Source organism: Priestia aryabhattai B8W22 (assembly GCF_000956595.1).
GTDB classification, from domain to species: Bacteria; Bacillota; Bacilli; order Bacillales; family Bacillaceae_H; genus Priestia; species Priestia aryabhattai.
In genome coordinates, this window is sequence record NZ_JYOO01000009.1 from 138,496 (window position 1) to 156,924 (window position 18,429).

General features: G+C 39.2%; 18 protein-coding genes. 9 read left to right on the forward strand and 9 right to left on the reverse strand.

Going from position 1 to position 18,429, the window contains the following annotated elements; all coding sequences use genetic code 11:
• Complete coding sequence (argJ, locus tag N178_RS09500; protein WP_375156309.1) at nt 1–1,233, reverse strand: bifunctional ornithine acetyltransferase/N-acetylglutamate synthase; 1,233 nt, start codon at nt 1,231–1,233, stop codon at nt 1–3.
• A gap of 48 nt (nt 1,234–1,281) precedes the next feature.
• Entirely contained in the window at nt 1,282–2,325 is a 1,044-nt protein-coding gene (gene argC, locus N178_RS09505) for an N-acetyl-gamma-glutamyl-phosphate reductase (RefSeq protein ID WP_045291938.1), read from the reverse strand.
• 352 nt (nt 2,326–2,677) lie between these two features.
• On the opposite strand from argC, the gene N178_RS09510 reads away from it, so the two are divergent.
• Nucleotides 2,678–3,397, forward strand: coding sequence for a Crp/Fnr family transcriptional regulator (locus tag N178_RS09510; protein ID WP_045291940.1), 720 nt, complete (start codon nt 2,678–2,680; stop codon nt 3,395–3,397).
• A gap of 10 nt (nt 3,398–3,407) precedes the next feature.
• Here the strand turns inward: N178_RS09510 and N178_RS09515 are convergent, their stop codons facing one another.
• The gene (locus N178_RS09515; protein WP_013081729.1) at nt 3,408–3,716 is read right to left on the reverse strand and encodes a metal-sulfur cluster assembly factor; all 309 of its coding nucleotides are present in this window, start codon (nt 3,714–3,716) and stop codon (nt 3,408–3,410) included.
• 237 nt (nt 3,717–3,953) lie between these two features.
• On the opposite strand from N178_RS09515, the gene N178_RS09520 reads away from it, so the two are divergent.
• The 3 genes from N178_RS09520 (at nt 3,954) to N178_RS09525 (ending at nt 5,802) form a co-directional block, all read left to right on the forward strand.
• The gene (locus N178_RS09520) at nt 3,954–4,766 is read left to right on the forward strand and encodes a Cof-type HAD-IIB family hydrolase (RefSeq protein WP_045291941.1); all 813 of its coding nucleotides are present in this window, start codon (nt 3,954–3,956) and stop codon (nt 4,764–4,766) included.
• Between the two features lie 118 nt (nt 4,767–4,884).
• Nucleotides 4,885–5,037: a hypothetical protein gene (locus N178_RS26995; RefSeq protein WP_013055382.1), complete on the forward strand. Its 153-nt coding sequence runs from the start codon at nt 4,885–4,887 to the stop codon at nt 5,035–5,037.
• Between the two features lie 3 nt (nt 5,038–5,040).
• Nucleotides 5,041–5,802, forward strand: coding sequence for a DUF3813 family protein (locus N178_RS09525; RefSeq protein ID WP_045291942.1), 762 nt, complete (start codon nt 5,041–5,043; stop codon nt 5,800–5,802).
• Nucleotides 5,803–5,838: 36 nt separating this feature from the next.
• Here N178_RS09525 and N178_RS09530 read toward each other — a convergent pair whose 3' ends face one another.
• On the reverse strand, nt 5,839–6,678 hold the full coding sequence (locus N178_RS09530; RefSeq protein ID WP_045291954.1) for a YitT family protein: 840 nt from the start codon (nt 6,676–6,678) through the stop codon (nt 5,839–5,841).
• 257 nt (nt 6,679–6,935) lie between these two features.
• Here N178_RS09530 and N178_RS09535 point away from each other — a divergent pair, with 257 nt between their 5' ends.
• Both N178_RS09535 and N178_RS25855 read left to right on the forward strand, forming a co-directional pair.
• Nucleotides 6,936–7,796 (forward strand): DegV family protein, encoded by an 861-nt coding sequence (locus tag N178_RS09535; RefSeq protein WP_045291943.1) that lies wholly within the window; start codon nt 6,936–6,938, stop codon nt 7,794–7,796.
• Nucleotides 7,797–7,848: 52 nt separating this feature from the next.
• Nucleotides 7,849–7,980: a DUF3941 domain-containing protein gene (locus N178_RS25855; RefSeq protein ID WP_013055378.1), complete on the forward strand. Its 132-nt coding sequence runs from the start codon at nt 7,849–7,851 to the stop codon at nt 7,978–7,980.
• Between the two features lie 34 nt (nt 7,981–8,014).
• Here N178_RS25855 and N178_RS09540 read toward each other — a convergent pair whose 3' ends face one another.
• Nucleotides 8,015–8,878, reverse strand: coding sequence for a CvfB family protein (locus N178_RS09540; protein WP_045291944.1), 864 nt, complete (start codon nt 8,876–8,878; stop codon nt 8,015–8,017).
• A 255-nt stretch (nt 8,879–9,133) separates the two neighbouring features.
• Between N178_RS09540 and N178_RS09545 the strand changes: the two genes are divergently transcribed.
• From N178_RS09545 to N178_RS09555, 3 genes are all read left to right on the forward strand, one after another.
• On the forward strand, nt 9,134–9,625 hold the full coding sequence (locus N178_RS09545; protein ID WP_013055376.1) for a YajQ family cyclic di-GMP-binding protein: 492 nt from the start codon (nt 9,134–9,136) through the stop codon (nt 9,623–9,625).
• Nucleotides 9,626–9,764: 139 nt separating this feature from the next.
• The gene (locus N178_RS09550; RefSeq protein WP_045291945.1) at nt 9,765–10,628 is read left to right on the forward strand and encodes an SDR family oxidoreductase; all 864 of its coding nucleotides are present in this window, start codon (nt 9,765–9,767) and stop codon (nt 10,626–10,628) included.
• Nucleotides 10,629–10,732: 104 nt separating this feature from the next.
• A complete protein-coding gene (locus N178_RS09555) occupies nt 10,733–12,145 on the forward strand; it encodes a sigma-54 interaction domain-containing protein (protein WP_045291946.1) in 1,413 nt (470 codons plus the stop codon).
• Nucleotides 12,146–12,172: 27 nt separating this feature from the next.
• On the opposite strand, the gene N178_RS09560 is transcribed toward N178_RS09555, so the two are convergent.
• The 4 genes from N178_RS09560 to pruA all read right to left on the reverse strand — a co-directional run bounded on the left by N178_RS09560 (nt 12,173) and on the right by pruA (nt 18,174).
• Nucleotides 12,173–13,591 (reverse strand): amino acid permease, encoded by a 1,419-nt coding sequence (locus tag N178_RS09560; RefSeq protein ID WP_045291947.1) that lies wholly within the window; start codon nt 13,589–13,591, stop codon nt 12,173–12,175.
• Nucleotides 13,592–13,614: 23 nt separating this feature from the next.
• Nucleotides 13,615–15,294, reverse strand: a complete 1,680-nt coding sequence (locus tag N178_RS09565) for a M20/M25/M40 family metallo-hydrolase (RefSeq protein WP_045291948.1) — start codon at nt 15,292–15,294, stop codon at nt 13,615–13,617.
• Between the two features lie 103 nt (nt 15,295–15,397).
• Entirely contained in the window at nt 15,398–16,603 is a 1,206-nt protein-coding gene (locus N178_RS09570) for an ornithine--oxo-acid transaminase (RefSeq protein WP_045291949.1), read from the reverse strand.
• Between the two features lie 23 nt (nt 16,604–16,626).
• A complete protein-coding gene (pruA, locus tag N178_RS09575) occupies nt 16,627–18,174 on the reverse strand; it encodes an L-glutamate gamma-semialdehyde dehydrogenase (protein WP_045291950.1) in 1,548 nt (515 codons plus the stop codon).
• Nucleotides 18,175–18,429 lie beyond the last annotated feature (255 nt).

The window sequence follows — 18,429 nt, forward strand, 5'->3', positions numbered from 1 at the left end:
TTACGTTCGATAACTGGCGTTGATTTTGACATAATCGTAAGTCAAATCACAGCCCCACGCTTTGCCAATTCCACTTCCTTGCTGCAAGTCAACATAGACTTCAACCGTATCATTTTCTAAATAAGCTTTTGCTTCTTCTTCACTAAATGAAACAGGCTGGCTGTTTTTTAACATCTGGATATCACCTAACGAAACGTTCACTGCTTCTGGATTAAGCGCTACGCCGCTGTAGCCAACTGAACAAATAATTCGTCCCCAATTGGCATCGGCTCCATACATGGCCGTTTTCACTAAGTTCGAGCCTACAATTTGTTTAGCAATCACATTTGCTTCTTCGTTTGTATTAGCACCAGATACGTTTACTTCAATTAGTTTTGTTGCTCCTTCACCGTCACGTGCAATTTGTTTGGCTAAATCTTCACACGTCAAGCGCAGTGCTTCATAAAACGAATTCCATTCAGGATGATCTGGTGTAAGCGACTGGTGATCAGCTTTTCCATTTGCTAAAACAACAACCATATCATTGGTTGACGTATCACCATCCACTGTAATTTGATTAAAGCTTTTATTTGTAATAGACCCCAGCGCATCTTGCAGCACCGAAGCTTCAACCTTAGCATCCGTTGTTATAAAGCTAAGCATCGTAGCCATATTCGGGTGAATCATACCTGACCCTTTCGCTGTACCGCCAATCGTAACCGTTTTGCCGTCAATTTTTGTTTGATAGCAAGCTGACTTCATCACTGTATCTGTTGTTAAAATAGCCGTTTGAAATTCTTCTGCTTTTTCTTTGTTCGACGAAGGACTTAATAACCCAATGCCCTTCACGATTTTTTCCATATCTAGAAGCTCTCCAATTACCCCTGTAGAAGCTACCGCTACATGATGAGGTAGGATATTAAGCTTTTCTGCACATGTATTTCGCATTTGGTATGCATCTTTTAATCCTTGTTCTCCAGTACATGCATTTGCACATGCGCTGTTCACAACAATCGCCTGCAGCTTCTGCTCCACTGCTACACTTTCTTTTGTAACAGCTAAAGGCGCCGCTTGGAAGGCATTAAGCGTGTAAACAGCTGCGCAATTAGCAGGCACATCGCTTACAATAACTCCTAAATCTTTTTTAGCATAACGTAAACCAGCATGAACGCCGTCTGCTGAAAAACCTAGCGGTGTTACAATTGTACCGTTCTCTATTTTCTTTATCTTTTCTTTCGTTTGTTTAACCGTAATCACTATACGTTCCCTCCTGCTTTTATCGTGATTAGTGATGCTTTGCTTTTATGGGAAGACAGGCAGTAGTCCGATACCCGCTTGCTGTTCAAATCCCATCATGATATTGGCATTTTGAATGGCCTGACCCGCTGCCCCTTTTACTAAGTTATCAATGACAGAAACAATCGTGATACGCTTTGTTCGTTCGTCAAATGTAATACCGATATCGCAATAATTTGATGCACTTACTTCTTTAGTAGAAGGAAATTCACCAGCTTTTCGAACGCGAACGAACGGGGAGTTTTGATATGTATCTACATATAGCTGATGAAGCTCTTGTATTGAGCTGTCTTCAGAAAGTTCAGCGTATATTGTACTCATAATCCCTCGCGTCATTGGAACTAAGTGCGTACTGAACGTAACATGGCCAATTTCCTCATCCCACTTTTCTAGAATAGATTCGATTTCTGGGATATGCTGATGTTGATTAACTTTGTATATTTTCATATTTTCATTGATTTCAGCATAATGAGCCATTTGCGAAAGACCGCGTCCTGCTCCTGAGATTCCAGACTTTGCATCAATGATGATAGAGTTTGATTTCACCATTTGTTTACTAACGAGAGGAGCTAGCCCAAGCAGTGTAGCTGTTGGATAACAGCCCGGGTTCGCAACGAACGTACTGCTTTCGACTTCGTCTGCAAACCATTCTGCTAATCCGTACACAGACTGTTGTAAAAATGCTTCGGCTGCAGCAGGCTTTTTGTACCATTTTTCATAAAGCGCTTCTGTTTTTAATCTAAAATCTCCAGATAGATCTACCACTTTTATTCCTTCTTCTATTAATTGAGGTACAAGTTTGCTAGAAACACCGGACGGAGTTGCTGTAAACACTAAATCTAATTCTTTGGCCATGTTCTTAGGGTTTATATCTTGCAGTGTATATACAGTATTAGAAAGGTGAGGATAAACTTCTGCTAGTTCCACCCCGTCCTGAGAGGATGAATAAACTGCATAAACATGAAAATGCGGGTGATTCGCTAACAAACGAATCAGTTCTACTCCTCCATAACCTGTTGCTCCAACAATCCCTACCTTATATTCTTTCATTTTAAAACTCCTTTTTCCACGTATCTATTTGAATTATTTATCATTATAATACCGTATAAAAATAAAATCAAATGAATATTTAAAAAATCCAACACTTTATTCTATATTTTTAAACATTTTTATTTATTCATAAGTTTTTATTTTTATAACTATCTTTCTATTTTTGTTTAGAAATTGTTCACAGATAATTTTGGAAAACACTGGTTGTTTTTGTGTATAATGAGAATAGCGATAAAAATCATCCGTATGACATTTTTTCATACGGCTAGTGGACGTACAGCATATACAGACTGTTCTAACTTAATAGATTAATAAGTAACAGTCACAAAAATTTTAATTAAAAGGTGATAACATGATGAACATCACATCGGATTCTTTTTCAAATGAGCTGCAGCAATTTTTTATGGACTTTGATCATAAAGTTTCGTTTAAAAAAGGTGACTTTCTGTTTCAAGAAGGCTCGACTTCAACTCATTTATTTTTTATTACGTCAGGGGCCGTGCAAGTAGGTAAAGTGACACCGGAAGGACGCGAGCTGACGCTTCAGCTCGCGAGTTCAGGAGACTTAGTGGGGGAAGTTATGCTGTTTTGCGGATCTACTCCCCACATGCTTCAAGCAAAAGCTATTGAACCTTGTACGGCAATCAGTATTCAAAAACGGGTGTTAGAAAACGAACTAACACAATACCCGGCTCTTTCTATGGAGTACATGAAGTGGATGGGATTACAAATTAAGCGAATGCAGACAAAATTTAGAGACTTAATTCTAAATGGAAAAAAAGGAGCTCTCTATTCTACTCTGATTCGCATGTCCAATAGTTTTGGGGTAATGAAGCCAAATGGTATTTTATTAAACGTAACTTTGACAAATCAAGAGATCGCTAATCTATGCGGAACATCCCGAGAAGTGGTCAATCGCATGCTCGCTGAGTTGCGAAAAAATGAAGTAATTTCAATGGCAGATGGAAAAATTATCATTCATAAGCTCTCTTTCTTAAAGGAAGAAATAGACTGTGAGGAATGCCCTGTGGAATTGTGCAGAATTGAAATAAATAAAAAAAGCCATCGTTGATGGCTTTTTTTTATTGAACACCTAATGCAATTTTAGCGTAGCGTGTCATGCGATCTTTATCCCATGGCGGATTAAATGTGATATTCACTTCTACATTTTCTACTTCTTCAAGCGAAATTAATTGTTTTTTCACTTGTTCTCCAATCACACCAGCTAGCGGGCAGCCGATGGAAGTTAACGTCATCGTCACGATGACTGTGTTGTTCTCTTCCATTTCTACACCGTAAACTAAGCCTAAATTTACAATATCAACACCAAGCTCTGGATCAATCACTTCTTCTAGTGATTCCATGATTTTATCTTCTAACTGTTTCTCCACATTCATTCTCCTTTCTTTTACTTCCGTAATTATCTTCACGTATTAAATATACCCTGAAACAATTTATCATAAGCAATCAATAATAACTATGACTTACACCGTAACAAGACCATTTTGACATGTCAATCGTTCTGCTTTTCTCACGAGGAAAAGTTGTGTAAAATATGGGAATACAAGCATGAATATTAGTAGAATTCAATATAATCGTATAACTACTTCAATTTAAAAGGAGCCTATATGAGAAACGATCAGCACTTAATCGCATTAGATCTGGATGGAACATTGTTAACGAATGAAAAAACCATTTCACCTAAAACAAAACGAGTATTAGAAAAAGCCAAACAAGAAGGCCATGTTGTAATGATTGCGACTGGGAGACCTTATCGTTCCAGTGCTATGTATTACAGCGAGTTAAATTTATCCACACCTATCGTAAACTTTAACGGAGCGCTTGTCCATCATCCCCTTCAGTCTGATTTCGGCAAGCATCACGAACCTTTAAACCGCCGCACTGTCCATGACATTGTGACAGCCATGCAAGACTACCGCATCAACAACATCATGGCGGAAGTACAAGATGATGTGTATCTTCATTTTGAAGATCGTAAATTAATGGATGTACTCAGCCTAGGAGATCCCAAATTACAAACGGGTGATTTGCGTCATACGCTGCAGCACGATCCAACGTCTATTTTGATTCATGCAGATGAAGAACATGTACAAGATATACGCTCTCACCTTTCAGATGTTCATGCAGAAGTACTAGAGCACAGACGCTGGGGAGCACCTTGGCATGTTGTTGAAATTGTCAAAAAAGGCCTTAATAAAGCGGTAGGTCTTGAGCGCGTAGCTAATCATTATCAAATTCCACGCGAACGAATTATTGCGTTTGGAGATGAAGATAATGATTTTGAAATGATTAAATTTGCAGGACATGGAATCGCCATGGAAAATGGTATTAGCGAATTAAAGCACCTAGCGCGTGAAGTAACAAAATCGAATGAAAATGATGGTATTGCTTATTATTTGGAAAAAACGTTAAATTTATAACTTAGCTTTTTTTGAAAAGCAAGGTAAATTTTTATCGCTATCATTTTTTTTATTTAGCACACACTATAACCGACACTTCTTAAAGTGTCGGTTTTATTTATATTACGGGGAGGAATTTATGATGGGCAGAGGCAATCGATCAAAACGTTTTGTGAAACAAGGTGCAGACGCAGTTCAAAAACATGATGAACGAATTCCTTATCATATGACTATGGCGGAGGCAGAAGCATTTCAAGCTCAGCAGCGCCAAACTCCTCATGGAGGACAGTAACTTATGAAAAATTCACTTTTTGGTCAAGTAAAAGATGCGATTCGAAATGCAGTATCCGGTCACTCAGACGATCAGCTTCACCGCCAGAAGCACGGCAACGGTGAGCTTGATATTTCAGAAGGCGTATTAAATAGTATTGCTTCTAACGCCTCTCCACAGGAGCAAGAACAGCTGAAGCAATTCCAAAATTCATTACATCAAGCGTATGATACAGATGGAGAATCACATTCACAAGAGAAAAGCGCAGATATTACGTCGGATACGCTCTCTCATATCGTTCAGAATGCTTCTCCTGAAGAGAAGGCTCAGCTTGAACAGCTTCAAAACACTTTAAAAGGCGGTCATTCTCACGCTCACGGTGAAGCTCATACGTCCAGTGAGAGCGTTGCAGCTGATATATTGTCTCATGCACAGCAAAATGCTTCTCTTGAAGAAAAGAGCCAGCTTGAACAGCTTCAAAGCACTTTAGAAGGCGGTCATTCTCACGCTTACGATGAAGCTCACACATCTAGTGAAAACGTGGCAGCTGATATGCTGTCTCATGCACAGCAAAGTGCTTCACCTGAAGAACAAGCTCAGCTTCAGCAGCTTCAGAATACATTGGGAGCTGCTGGTCAAAACCATCAGCCCTCTCAGGCTCATACGTCTGCAGGTTCTGATGAAAACATTGCAGCTGACATGCTGTCTCATGCGCAGCAAAATGCTTCTCCTGAAGAACAAGCTCAGCTTCAAGAGCTTTCTAATGACTTAAAAGGCACACATTAATACAAAAGGTCCAGGTAATTAATACCTGGACCTTTTTTAATCCTTGCGAAACAAACCAAAGATTCCCGTTGTCTGAACGATATTGGTAAATGCCTTAGGATCTACCTCTTTAATCACTCGCTCCAAGTCAAATAATTCATATCTAGTCAAAACAATCATTAGCATTTCTTTATCTTCGTTTGTGAAGCCGCCTTTAGCCGGCACCGCCGTAATCCCTCGCACGAGTTTGGCGTGAATCGCCTTTCTTAGCTCCACTCCTTTTTTTGTTACAATCATCGCTGTGAGTTTGACATGACGCGTATGAATAACATCAATGACGCGAGTGGTCGTATAAAGCGTCACAAGCGTATAGAGTGACTTCTCCGCACCATATAAAAGACCTGCTAGCACGATAATAATTGCATTTAATATGAACATATAAGTGCCAATTGGTCGGTCTTTTACTCGAGACAAAATCAGGGCAATAATATCGAGCCCACCCGTTGAAGCTCCAAATTTCAATGTAATTCCGACCCCTACCGCTAAAATAACCCCTCCAAAAACTGCGTTAAGAATGATGTCTTTAGAAAGTGCTTGAATAGGAATCATTCCAAGAAACAAAGTTGTTGCAGCAACGCTGATAAAACTGTAAACAGTAAATGACTTCCCCACTTTTTTCCACCCTAAAACAGTTACAGGAATATTTAACAACAGCAGCAGCACTCCAGTGGAAATAGTAAAAGGAGTATAATCTGTCACGATACTCGAAACAAGCTGTGCTACTCCCGTAAAGCCGCTCGAATATACATTAGCAGGTATCAAAAACAAGTTGAGTGCAAGCGCATTCAATAATGCTCCTACTAAGACGACTATCGCTTTTTTTGTTTCAAGCCACATATTCAAATGACCGACCTCCGCTTTTTTTAAAACTTCTTACTCTCTTATACCCATTTATAAAATGAATAAAGTCAGCATCTTTAAAATAGTTAGTACATATAGTATGTACGATTTGGCAGAATTAAAAAAACTTATTCAAAAATTGTATTTTCCTCAAAGTGCTTATACACTAATAATATGTCGTATATAACGCTTTTCAATGTTTATACATCAAACTCATTTAATATTTTATAAATGCAATTAGGAAGGTGACATTTATGTCAATTAAACTTTTAACCGATAGTGCAAGCGATTTGCCTTTATCCTTTTTTCAAGAAAATAACGTTGGCTTTTTACCGCTTCGCGTAAGTTTGGATAATCAAGAATTTTTAGATTTACAAACGATTGAACCAGCTTCTGTCTACGAAGCCATCCGTAAAGGCAAGATGCCAAAAACGTCTCAAGCGGCTCCAACTACTATGTATGAAGTCTTTGAGAACATAGCTAAATCAGGTGATTCGTGCATTTATTTAGCTTTTTCTTCGGAATTGTCCGGTACATACCAAACAGCAATGATGATTCGAGAAGAACTCCTAGAAAAGTATCCCGATTTCCAATTAGAAATAATTGATACGAAATGTGCATCTCTTGGCCAGGGAGTAGTTACTTATTATGCAGTACAATTATTACACCAACACCTCTCGCTAGTAGAAATGACAGAAAAAATAAAGCAATACGCTCTTCATATGGAGCATATTTTTACGGTTGATGACTTAGATTTTCTTGCTCAAGGAGGCCGCGTGAGCAAAGCTTCTGCTTTTGTAGGAGGTCTGCTTAATATTAAGCCGTTGCTTCATGTAGAAGATGGAAAATTAATTCCAATCGAAAAAATCCGCGGTCGTAAAAAAGTATTCAAGCGCATGCTTGACGTGATGGAAGAGCGAGGAAACAACCTCTCTTCTCAAACCATTGGAATTAGCCATGGAGATGATTTAGAAACAGCTCTTCAGCTGAAAGAGATGATTCAAGAACGTTTTGGAACCAAACACTTTATTATTAATATTATTGGTGCAGCCATAGGTTCTCACTCAGGCCCAGGGACGATTGCAGTCTTCTTTTTGAACGAAACCATCGAATAATTTAAAGAGGTCGGGGCATTCTAAAGGTACGATCAAAAAGGGGTGTATCACAATGCCAAAAACGAGCGATAACGATAAAAAAGCAAAAGATAATAACGCAAAGCTTCACGAAAAGAATCTTCAAGCTAAGCACAACCGTGAGCTTGGAAAACATTCATTTTCTAAAAAAACTGATCACTTATAAAAAGAAGCCGCTGAATTTTCAGCGGCTTCTCCTTTTAGTTTTCTTCTTTTTTAAAATATGTCCATCCTTCTTCTTGATAAACTTTTCCTTCTTTCATCAGTTTACCAAGCGCACGTTTGAACGCAGCTTTACTCATATTAAAGCGCTCACGAATATCTTCTGGGTAGCTTTTATCCCAAAATGGCATAACGCCACCGCGGCTTTCCATGTAATCGTGTAGTACTTGTGCATCTTCATCCATGCTTTCTTGCTTGCGCGGAAGAAGCGATACGTTTAGCGTTCCGTCTTCTTTTACATTAATTACGCGGCCTGTTACATACGTACCAAGCTTTGGTTCTTTGCGTCTCTCGCTTTCATGAATAAATCCAACATATCCTTCATCTGTCATAATAAATGAACCTACGCGCAGTACGCGATAGATGTATCCGCTCACTTCACGATTAAAAAGTTCAGGCGGAGCATCTAATGCCATTGCTTTCATCACATCGTCTGTAGCAATTTTTCCATACATCTTACCGCGCTTTGAAATCTTCATCGTACAGTAAACCTTGTTTCCAACTTCTGGCCACAGCTCTTCTAGCGCAGGTAAGTCTGTTGAACCAATTAACATATCTTTGTTCATACCAATATTTACAAACACGCCTAAACCTGGATTAACATCTACGACCTCAACCCACTCATAGACACCTTCTTCAACAAGAGGCAAGTGCATCGTTGCCGTTAAGCGGTCATGCTGATCAAGGTATAAAAAAACTTCTACTTCTTCTCCTTCAGCAAGTTCTCTTGTTGTTTCATTTTTATGTAGCAAAATTTCTTCTTCTCCTTCTGCTAACATATAACCAATCGGCGTTTCCCGGTTTACTGTTAAATACGCTTTCATCCCAGCATCTACATTCATCGTTCTATCCATCCTTTATATAAATTAGTAGTGATTGTTCCTTCACCACATACCTTCTCACTTTGCATCAGACAGCATTTCAAATTTCAAATCAACTGAAATGCATGCATTGTTTAAAAAAGCTGCTTCTATAGCTTACAACAAAAAGCATAACTTGTATTGTATCAATTACCGGCCCTCTATTCAATATCAGTTGTATACAGTTTGTGTTTTATTTATAATAAAAGAACAAACTCTTTACATATGGAGGTTATTATGGCTAAAGATAGTTCATTTGACATTGTGTCACAAGTTGATTTGTCAGAGGTAACAAACGGCATTACCATGGCAACAAAAGAAATTAAAACCCGCTATGATTTTAAAGGCAGTAAAAGCGAAATCTCACTTGAAAACGAAGAGCTTGTTCTTATTTCTGATGATGAATTTAAGCTTGAACAGTTAAAAGATGTACTGATTTCCAAGCTTATTAAACGCGGCGTACCTACACGCAATATCTCATATGGAAAAATCGAGAATGCTTCTGGAGGAACGGTTAGACAACGCGCCAAGCTAATTCAAGGTATCGACAAAGACAACGCTAAAAAGCTAAATACAATTATTAAGAATACCGGTTTAAAAGTAAAAAGCCAGATTCAAGATGATCAGCTTCGCGTAAGCGGTAAAAATCGTGATGACCTGCAGCAAATTATTTCAGCTATTCGCAGTGCTGATTTACCTATTGACGTACAATTTATTAATTACCGCTAAAAATGGATGCCCCCGGCATTCATTTTTTCTTTCAAAGCCTTTTTTTATTCGTTCAGGCTTATCCCTATGCATAGATACACTTTCTTAACAAATACTAGTATACGCTTACATACTCATATTAATTAAGGAGTGTATACCAATGAATCAAAATCAAAAACAAAACTTCCCTCCTCAGCATCAGCAAACTCAGCCAGGTATTGAGAAAGATATGCATCCAGTCCCTACCTCTATCGCTCCAGACTATAAGGCAAGCGGAAAATTACAGGACAAAGTAGCCGTTATCACAGGAGGAGACAGCGGCATTGGACGTTCTGTCGCTTATCATTACGCGAAAGAAGGCGCAAATGTTGTCATAACCTATCTGAATGAACATGATGATGCAAATGAAACTAAAAAACAAGTTGAACGAATGGGAGCTTCTTGTTTGCTGCTTGCTGGTGACATAGGAGATGAGCATTTTTGTCAAGAAGTCATCTCCAAGGCCATTCAGACTTTCGGAAAAATAGACATTGTAGTCAATAATGCAGCTGAACAGCATCCTCAAAAAAGCATTACGGATATCACGACTGAACAGCTTACCCGTACGTTTCAAACAAATATTTTTTCAATTTTTCATTTGACCAAAGCTGCATTGCCTCATTTAAAACAAGGAAGCGCTATTATTAATACAACGTCTGTAACAGCTTACCATGGACATGACCAGCTCATTGATTACTCTTCGACCAAGGGTGCTATCGTTGCTTTTACACGTTCTTTATCAGCTTCGCTCGCAACAAAAGGCATTCGCGTAAACGGCGTAGCTCCGGGACCTATTTGGACACCTCTTATTCCGTCTACGTTCGACGAACAGCAGGTTGCAACATTTGGCTCTAACACACCTATGAAACGGGCTGGACAGCCTTCTGAGCTTGGAGCGGCCTATGTATATTTGGCAAGTTCTGATTCTTCTTATATGTCCGGGCAAGTTCTGCACATTAATGGGGGATCCATTGTAAACGGATAACATTTCTCTTCGGTCATTCATTTATTTTTATGTGGAAACACTATCAGAATTCAGCTATTTTTGTTTAAATAGAGATATGAACACCGCTAAAGGAGAGTATTTGAATGACCGATACATTAAGCACTCTTAAACATATATATGAAACCATTTTAAATAAAGTCGATGCCGGTATCCATGCGGTCGATGAAACAGGAAAAACCATTATTTACAATGAAAAAATGACAAAGATGGAGCTGATGGATGAACAAGACGTTTTACATAAAAACTTGTTAGATGTATTTATGTTCAAAGAAAATCAGCAAAGCACGCTTGTACAGGCGTTGCAAAAAGGAAAAGAAACGGTTAACGTCAAGCAAACGTATTTCAACAATCAAGGACAAGAAATCACGACGATTAATAATACCTTCCCTATTTTAAAAAATGGGGTCATTCAAGGAGCGGTTGAAATTGCTCAAGACGTTACGAAACTAGAGCGTCTAATCCGGCAAAACATTAGGCAAAAAGGAAACACACGCTTTACGTTTGATAGCATCATCGGAAACAGCCAAGCCGTTCACGATGTTATTGAAGATGCTAAGCGCGCCACTAGAACTCCTTCTTATGTCTTAATTATTGGAGAAACAGGCACGGGGAAAGAACTGTTTGCCCAAAGCATACATAATGGCAGCAGCCGCTCTTCTGCTCCTTTTATTTCACAAAACTGTGCTGCGCTACCGGATAATTTAATTGAAAGCCTTTTGTTCGGTACGAAACGCGGAGCTTTTACAGGTGCAATGGATAATCCCGGTCTTTTCGAACAAGCGCAAGGAGGCACATTACTGCTAGATGAAATCAACTCGTTAAACCCAAATCTGCAGGCTAAGCTTCTTCGAGTACTGCAAGAAAAAACCGTACGAAGAATTGGGGATACAGTAGACAAACCGGTGAACGTTCGAGTCATCGCGAACATGAATGAAGACCCAATCGATGCGATTGCAGAAAATCGATTACGCAAAGACTTATATTATCGACTTGGCGTCGTGACGCTTTTTATTCCTCCTCTTCGTGAACGAAAAGAAGATATTATTGAATTAACAAAGTTTTTCATCAAAAAATACAATGATTTGTTTCAGATGAATGTAAAAACCGTAGATCACCAAGTCATGTCTTCTTTTCTCTCTTATGACTGGCCAGGGAACGTACGGGAATTAGAACACATTATTGAAGGCGCCATGAACTTGGTGATGGATGAAGACGTTATTCACTATTCTCACCTTCCTTTTCAATACAGAACGAAGTTCCAGCTAAAGCAGCATGAACATTCTGAAGATAAAACAAGCGGTGAATCACCTTCTTATCCAAGCGCTTTTCACCCTTCTCTTCCTTTAAAGGAACAGCTGTTAGCGTTCGAAGCAGAATGTATTAAACAAACGCTTGAACAATACAACCACAACATCTCAAAAAGTGCTAAGATACTAGGGCTGACCAGACAAAGCTTGCAATATCGTATGAAACGATTAAACATCCGCTCTAAATAAAAAAGAAGTGCACTGTGCACTTCTTTTTTATTTTGCTTTATAAACCGGTGAATCCGATTGTTTTTGTTTAATATTTTTCTTGATTCCTACGTGATAATACACGTAGAGTACAATAATTAAAGGGACCCCGCAGTAAAGACCAATTCGTTGATCTGGAATAAAAATTAAGCTGATTAATACAAGTCCATACAAACAGAAACCTAGAATAGGAACGAACGGATAAAGCGGCGTTTTAAATTTTAATTCCTTTATGTCTCCCCCTTCCGCTAAAAAACGACGGCGGAACATAAATTGAGAGGCACAAATGGACATCCAAACAATAATGGTCACCATTCCTGAAATCGAAATAAACCAAAGATATACGGTTTCAGCAGCCACGACGCTTGTAATCAACGAGCATCCTGAAATAATCATCGTCACAATTAACGCGTTAATTGGAACACCTTTTGAAGATAATTTCTTTAAAGATTTTGGCCCCATATTGCTGTTTGACAGTGACCAAAGCATACGAGAAGCAGCATAAACTCCGGAGTTCGCCACTGATAGAACGGCTGTTAAAATGACAAAGTTCATGATATCCGCTGCGTAGGGAATGCCAATTTGATCTAATACGGCAACAAACGGACTTTCAATAACTCCCGCTGTTTTGTATGGAAGAATAGAGACTAAAACAAACATAGCTAACACAAAGAAAAACAGCGTTCTCCAAATGACGTTTCGAATAGATCTCGGCAACGTTTTCTCCGGGCTTTCACTTTCTCCTGCTGCAATGCCGACAAGCTCCGTTCCTTGAAACGAGAAGTTAACCGTTACTAAAGTTAATAGAACTGCCAGTATCCCGTTTGGAAAAAGACCTGCGCCTTGGGTGAAATGTGAAAGAAACGGTGCGGATTCTCCTCCTTTAAAGTCAATAAAACCAAAAACAGCAGCTCCTCCCATTAAAATAAATAGAATAATAGCCGTAACTTTAATACTCGAAAACCAAAACTCCGTTTCAGCATAGCTTCGAGCAGAAAGAGCGTTAATTAAAAACGTAATGACGCCAAAAATCAAGCACCATGACCATACAGGTACATCAGGAAACCACCTCTGCATTAAAATTCCTGCTGACGTAAATTCAAGCCCTGTCGTATTTGCCCAGCTGAACCAGTACAGCCATCCAATCATAAAGCCTGTAGAAGGTCCTAAAAACCTTGTAGCGTATTCTTGAAAGGAACCTGAAACCGGCATTGCTACCGCTAGCTCTCCTAAACAAAGCATAACTAAGTACATGAGGAAGCCGCCTATTATATAAGCAAGAATGGCTCCTCCCGGCCCCGCCTGGCTAATAGTAAAACCCGAACCTAAAAATAATCCTGTCCCAATCACGCCTCCTAACGCAATCATAAATAAATGTCTGCTTTTCATTGTTCTCTGTAATTGGTTTTGTTCTGTATCTCTCTTCATCGGTACCTCCATTCTTCATTTTCTTATAGGGTGTTTGTACAAGCATGAAAACTTTTTAATATATGAACAGTTGTTTCTTGAATCAACTTAGGAAGGACGCCGAACGAATAAGGCTTGTATACTCGCTCTGTCCACTTATGTCCGTCTTTCCCATATACTCCTATATTAATGGACGGAATATTTAACTCTCGAATTTCACGGAAAGGAATCGACCCTGCAATACCCCACCCCGGAAAGTTACGTGTAAAAGCATCGATTTCCTCATCTGTCTCATGAAGAGATAAAAAGCTGCCATCCGCTAGATAGGGGAAGAATTTTTTAAACTGAAATGTCTCTCCCGTCTGTTTTCCAACCTTCTCCACAGCCGCTTGTAAAGGATAAAGAAGCTGCTGATCTCTGCTTTCGTCTTTCTTCAAGTGATTATGAGGCAAGTAAGGCGGTGCAAAAAAGACAATTACGCGCGGACTTTGATGCGGATCTAACTTTTGAAGTTCTTCAATTACTTTAAAGCACCTTGTTCTAAGTTCTAAATGCGCATACTGTTCGAAAGCTTGTTCAATACAAGCCTGAGCACTTATCCCTTTTTGATCTAATTCTTCCAGATAATCTTCCAAACTCACAACATCCACTTTCCAAGACAAGTTTCGCTTTGGTAAATTCGTTCTCCGAGCAAAAAGTTCGTAATAATCAGAAAGTTTTTTCTCCACTTTTTCACATGCTTCGATTGATGTTCCAATTAATTGACTCATCACTTCTTTTGCCGTTCGTTCGTAGATAAAATAGTTAAAATACAAATGACTGCTTACAGCGGTTTGCACATTATAAGCCTCTTTATTATCTCGCTGATACAGGCAGGAAGGCGGCAGTACCAGCTCTCCTTCAATATTTTCAGCTAGGTTAATATTGTTATGGATGCTTCTCGTAATCTCAGATGCAATCAAATTAGGATCTATGCCAGCAAGCGTATCCCCTACATGTACTTCCCTTCCGTAAATATAAAAACATGGAAGCAGTTTCCCAGCGGCTCCTGTATAAATATAGCGCGTGGAATCTCCATCGTAAAGAGGTGTAATAAAGTCGGTATTAATCGCTGCTGTATACAAAAGATTTTTTTCTTTTTTCAAACGGTTCAGCTCAGAAACAGCAGAAATAATTCCAGCATGCTGACTTTCCTCATCTGGATTGACCATAAAAAGCACGTTTCCTTCTAATTGATTTTGATGCTTAGTAAAATGCAGCACATTAGCTAAATGTACAGCAATTCCACTTTGCATATCAACGGCTCCTCTTCCAAACATCCATTCACCTGAGCGAGCATCTCGCTGTACATCTTCATTAATATTATGCATAGAGAAATAGCGCTGAAGTGCTTCTGGATCTAACGCTATGTCTTTTAATGAACCAAAATCTTCAATGCCAACCGTATCTAAGTGAGCGTGATAAATAATTGTTTGAGTATTTTTTTGGCTTCCTTGAATAAAAGCAAATACATTTTTTCTGCCTAGCGTATCGCCATTAATTTTTTGTTCCCAGATGTGAAGCGGATTTTCTTTGAAATAAGGAAAACTTTGAAGCGTGTCTTTAATAAAATCAGCAATCTTTACTTCGCCGCTTGTCCCATTGATACTTTTGATTTTCACTAACGCTTTTGTTAAACATTCAACTTGCTCTTCAATGCTTAGCCGTGAGAGTTGGGTATACACTTCTATTCCTCCTGCCTATCAAATAAAAACGTCATTTAGCTGCATATGAATAAAAATAGTACGATATGTATATATCGTACTATTTTTATTTACTTTAAACCGATTACTCAGCAAATACTTTTTCAATTCGTTCAATTGCCCAGTCCAACTCTTCTTTTGAAATCGTTAACGGCGGAGCAAAACGAATAACCGTACTGTGCGTTTCTTTACAAAGCAAACCTTGGTCTTTTAATTTTTCACAATAAGGACGAGCCTCTTCGTGTAATTCTACCCCGATGAATAGACCGCGGCCGCGCACTTCTTTAACAACTGGATTACTTAAGCTTTGGAGCTTCTGTTTGAAATAAGAACCTAGTTCTAATGAACGCGCTGGAAGTTTCTCGTCTTCAATTACTTCCAAAGCAGCTAATGATACGGCACAAGCAAGCGGGTTTCCTCCAAACGTTGAACCATGAGAACCAGGGTTAAAGACACTTAAAATGTCTTCGTTAGCGACTACGCAAGAAATAGGGAAAACTCCTCCTCCAAGCGCTTTACCTAAAATCAGCATATCTGGTTCTACGCCTTCCCAATCACAAGCAAACATTTTGCCTGTACGCGCTAAGCCGACTTGAATTTCGTCAGCAATAAATAGCACATTATGTTCTTTACATAAGTCAGCTGCAGCTTTTAGGAAGCCTTCTGGAGGTAAAACAATACCTGCTTCGCCTTGAATTGGCTCCATTAAAAATGCGGCCGTATTTGGTGTAATAGCGGCTTTTAACGCTTCTAAATCACCGTAAGGAATCGTTTGAAGCCCTGGAAGCATCGGTCCAAAACCACGTTGATATTCTGCTTCAGATGATAATGAAACAGCTGTCATTGTGCGACCGTGGAAGTTGCCCACACATGCGATGATTTGTGCTTGATTTTCAGCAACACCTTTCACATCGTAAGCCCAGCGGCGTGCAGCTTTAATGGCTGTTTCTACCGCTTCTGCTCCCGTATTCATTGGAAGAGCCATATTTTTATTTGTTAATTTACAAATCTTTTCATACCATGGGCCAAGCTGATCATTATGAAACGCTCGTGACGTTAACGTTACTTTATCAGCCTGACGTTTTAATGCTTCAATAATTTTCGGGTGACGGTGCCCTTGGTTAACAGCGGAATAAGCACTTAGCATATCCATATATTTATTATTTTCTGGATCGTGTACCCATACGCCTTCTGCTTTTTCAATTACAATCGGCAGCGGATGATAGTTGTGTGCCCCGAATTTTTCTGTTTGCTCAATGATTTTCACCGTTTTTTGTGTTTCAGTTGTCATATTTATTCCTCCTTATTTCCCAATTAGAATGTTTCAGATGTTGTTTTTGCTTGCATGTGAAGAACAAGATAATCCGGTCCCCCTGCTTTTGAATCCGTTCCTGACATATTAAATCCGCCAAAAGGCTGGTACCCTACAATCGCTCCTGTACAGCCTCTGTTAAAATACAGATTTCCAACATGGAACTCTTCACGGGCGCGTTCAATATGCTCGCGGTTATTTGATAATAAAGCGCCTGTTAATGCATATTCTGTATTGTTTGCAATCTCCATCATATGATCAAAATCTCGCGCTTTAGAGAATGCTACTACCGGACCAAAAATTTCTTCTTGCATGAGACGAGCTTTTTCATCTACATCCGCAAAAATAGTTGGCTGAATGAAGTATCCAGTTGAATTGTCTGCTTCTCCTCCCGCAACGAGACGCCCTTCTTCTTTTCCAATTTCAATATACGATAATACTTTATTGTACGAAGCCTCGTGAATAACAGGTCCCATATAAGTCGAAACTTCTTCCGGGTTGCCAACGGTTAATGTTTTGGTTAGCGCAACTGCTTTTTCAAGCACTTCATCATACACATCTTGATGCACAACGGCACGAGAACCTGCGGAGCACTTTTGCCCTGCAAAACCAAATGCAGAGTATACGATTGAAGAAGCTGCTAAATCAAGATCTGCATCTTTGTCTACAACCACCGTATCTTTTCCGCCCATTTCAGCAATAACGCGTTTTAGCCATTTTTGTCCCGGCTGTACTTTTGCTGCTCGTTCGTAAATGCGGCAACCTACTGCGCGCGAACCGGTAAATGAAACAAACCGTGTTTTTGGATGTTCAACTAAGTAGTCACCGATTTCAGGTGTAGCACCAGGAATAAAGTTTAATACGCCTTTCGGTAAACCTGCTTCTTCCATTACTTCTACAAATTTCGCTGCTACTACAGGAGTGGCATCAGCTGGCTTTAATAAAATCGTGTTGCCTGTTACGATAGCTGCTACTGCTGTTCCAGCCATAATAGCTAACGGGAAGTTAAATGGTGAAATGATAATACCTACGCCAAGCGGAATATAATTGTACTGATTATACTCACCGTCTCGGCTCTGTACTGGGGAACCATCTTTTAACGTCAGGACTTGACGTGCGTAGTACTCTAAAAAATCAATTGCTTCTGCTGTATCAGCATCTGCTTCGTTCCAAGGCTTTCCCGCTTCTTTTACAAGATAACTAGAAAATTCATGCTTTCTGCGACGAATGATGGCCGCTGCGCGGAAAAGAATATCTGCTCGATGTTCTACTTTCCATTTTTTCCACGTTTCAAAAGCTTTTAAAGCTGACTGCATCGCTTGCTCTGCTAGATCTTTATTTACTGTAGAGACATATCCAATCACTTCTTTTATATTCGCTGGGTTAACAGACGTAATTTTCTCTTCAGTCTCCACTTTTTCACCGTCGATCACAAGCGGGTACGTTTTGCCAAGCTGTGTATTTACATATGTTAATGCTTCTTGAAATGTCTTTTTATTGTTTTCGTCCTTAAAATTTGTAAATGGTTCATGAGAATAAGAAACTACCATGATATATACCTCCTAGTATGCAAATCTTTGTTTACTTTATAGTTATGCAAATAGCGTGCCAACTTTTAATAAAACTTCACATCCTCTTTATTTATCAAGGCTTTCACCACTTATATCATTCTTTCTTTTTTACAAAAGAAAAAATAATTGGCATATGTACATTTTCTTGGCACTTAAAACGCCAAAATTTTTAGCATGAAGAGAACATTAAGACATACCTAAATCAATCTAATCTAGAAACGAACAAGTGGGATA

Bases quoted from the DNA above. Each gene is read 5' to 3' on its own strand.
- argC (WP_045291938.1), bottom strand. From the start codon at position 2,325: ATGAAAGAATATAAGGTAGGGATTGTTGGAGCAACAGGTTATGGAGGA.
- N178_RS09510 (WP_045291940.1), top strand. From the start codon at position 2,678: ATGATGAACATCACATCGGATTCTTTTTCAAATGAGCTGCAGCAATTT.
- N178_RS09520 (WP_045291941.1), top strand. From the start codon at position 3,954: ATGAGAAACGATCAGCACTTAATCGCATTAGATCTGGATGGAACATTG.
- N178_RS26995 (WP_013055382.1), top strand. From the start codon at position 4,885: ATGATGGGCAGAGGCAATCGATCAAAACGTTTTGTGAAACAAGGTGCA.
- N178_RS09525 (WP_045291942.1), top strand. From the start codon at position 5,041: ATGAAAAATTCACTTTTTGGTCAAGTAAAAGATGCGATTCGAAATGCA.
- N178_RS09530 (WP_045291954.1), bottom strand. From the start codon at position 6,678: ATGTGGCTTGAAACAAAAAAAGCGATAGTCGTCTTAGTAGGAGCATTA.
- N178_RS09535 (WP_045291943.1), top strand. From the start codon at position 6,936: ATGTCAATTAAACTTTTAACCGATAGTGCAAGCGATTTGCCTTTATCC.
- N178_RS25855 (WP_013055378.1), top strand. From the start codon at position 7,849: ATGCCAAAAACGAGCGATAACGATAAAAAAGCAAAAGATAATAACGCA.
- N178_RS09540 (WP_045291944.1), bottom strand. From the start codon at position 8,878: ATGAATGTAGATGCTGGGATGAAAGCGTATTTAACAGTAAACCGGGAA.
- N178_RS09545 (WP_013055376.1), top strand. From the start codon at position 9,134: ATGGCTAAAGATAGTTCATTTGACATTGTGTCACAAGTTGATTTGTCA.
- N178_RS09550 (WP_045291945.1), top strand. From the start codon at position 9,765: ATGAATCAAAATCAAAAACAAAACTTCCCTCCTCAGCATCAGCAAACT.
- N178_RS09555 (WP_045291946.1), top strand. From the start codon at position 10,733: ATGACCGATACATTAAGCACTCTTAAACATATATATGAAACCATTTTA.
- N178_RS09560 (WP_045291947.1), bottom strand. From the start codon at position 13,591: ATGAAGAGAGATACAGAACAAAACCAATTACAGAGAACAATGAAAAGC.
- N178_RS09570 (WP_045291949.1), bottom strand. From the start codon at position 16,603: ATGACAACTGAAACACAAAAAACGGTGAAAATCATTGAGCAAACAGAA.
- pruA (WP_045291950.1), bottom strand. From the start codon at position 18,174: ATGGTAGTTTCTTATTCTCATGAACCATTTACAAATTTTAAGGACGAA.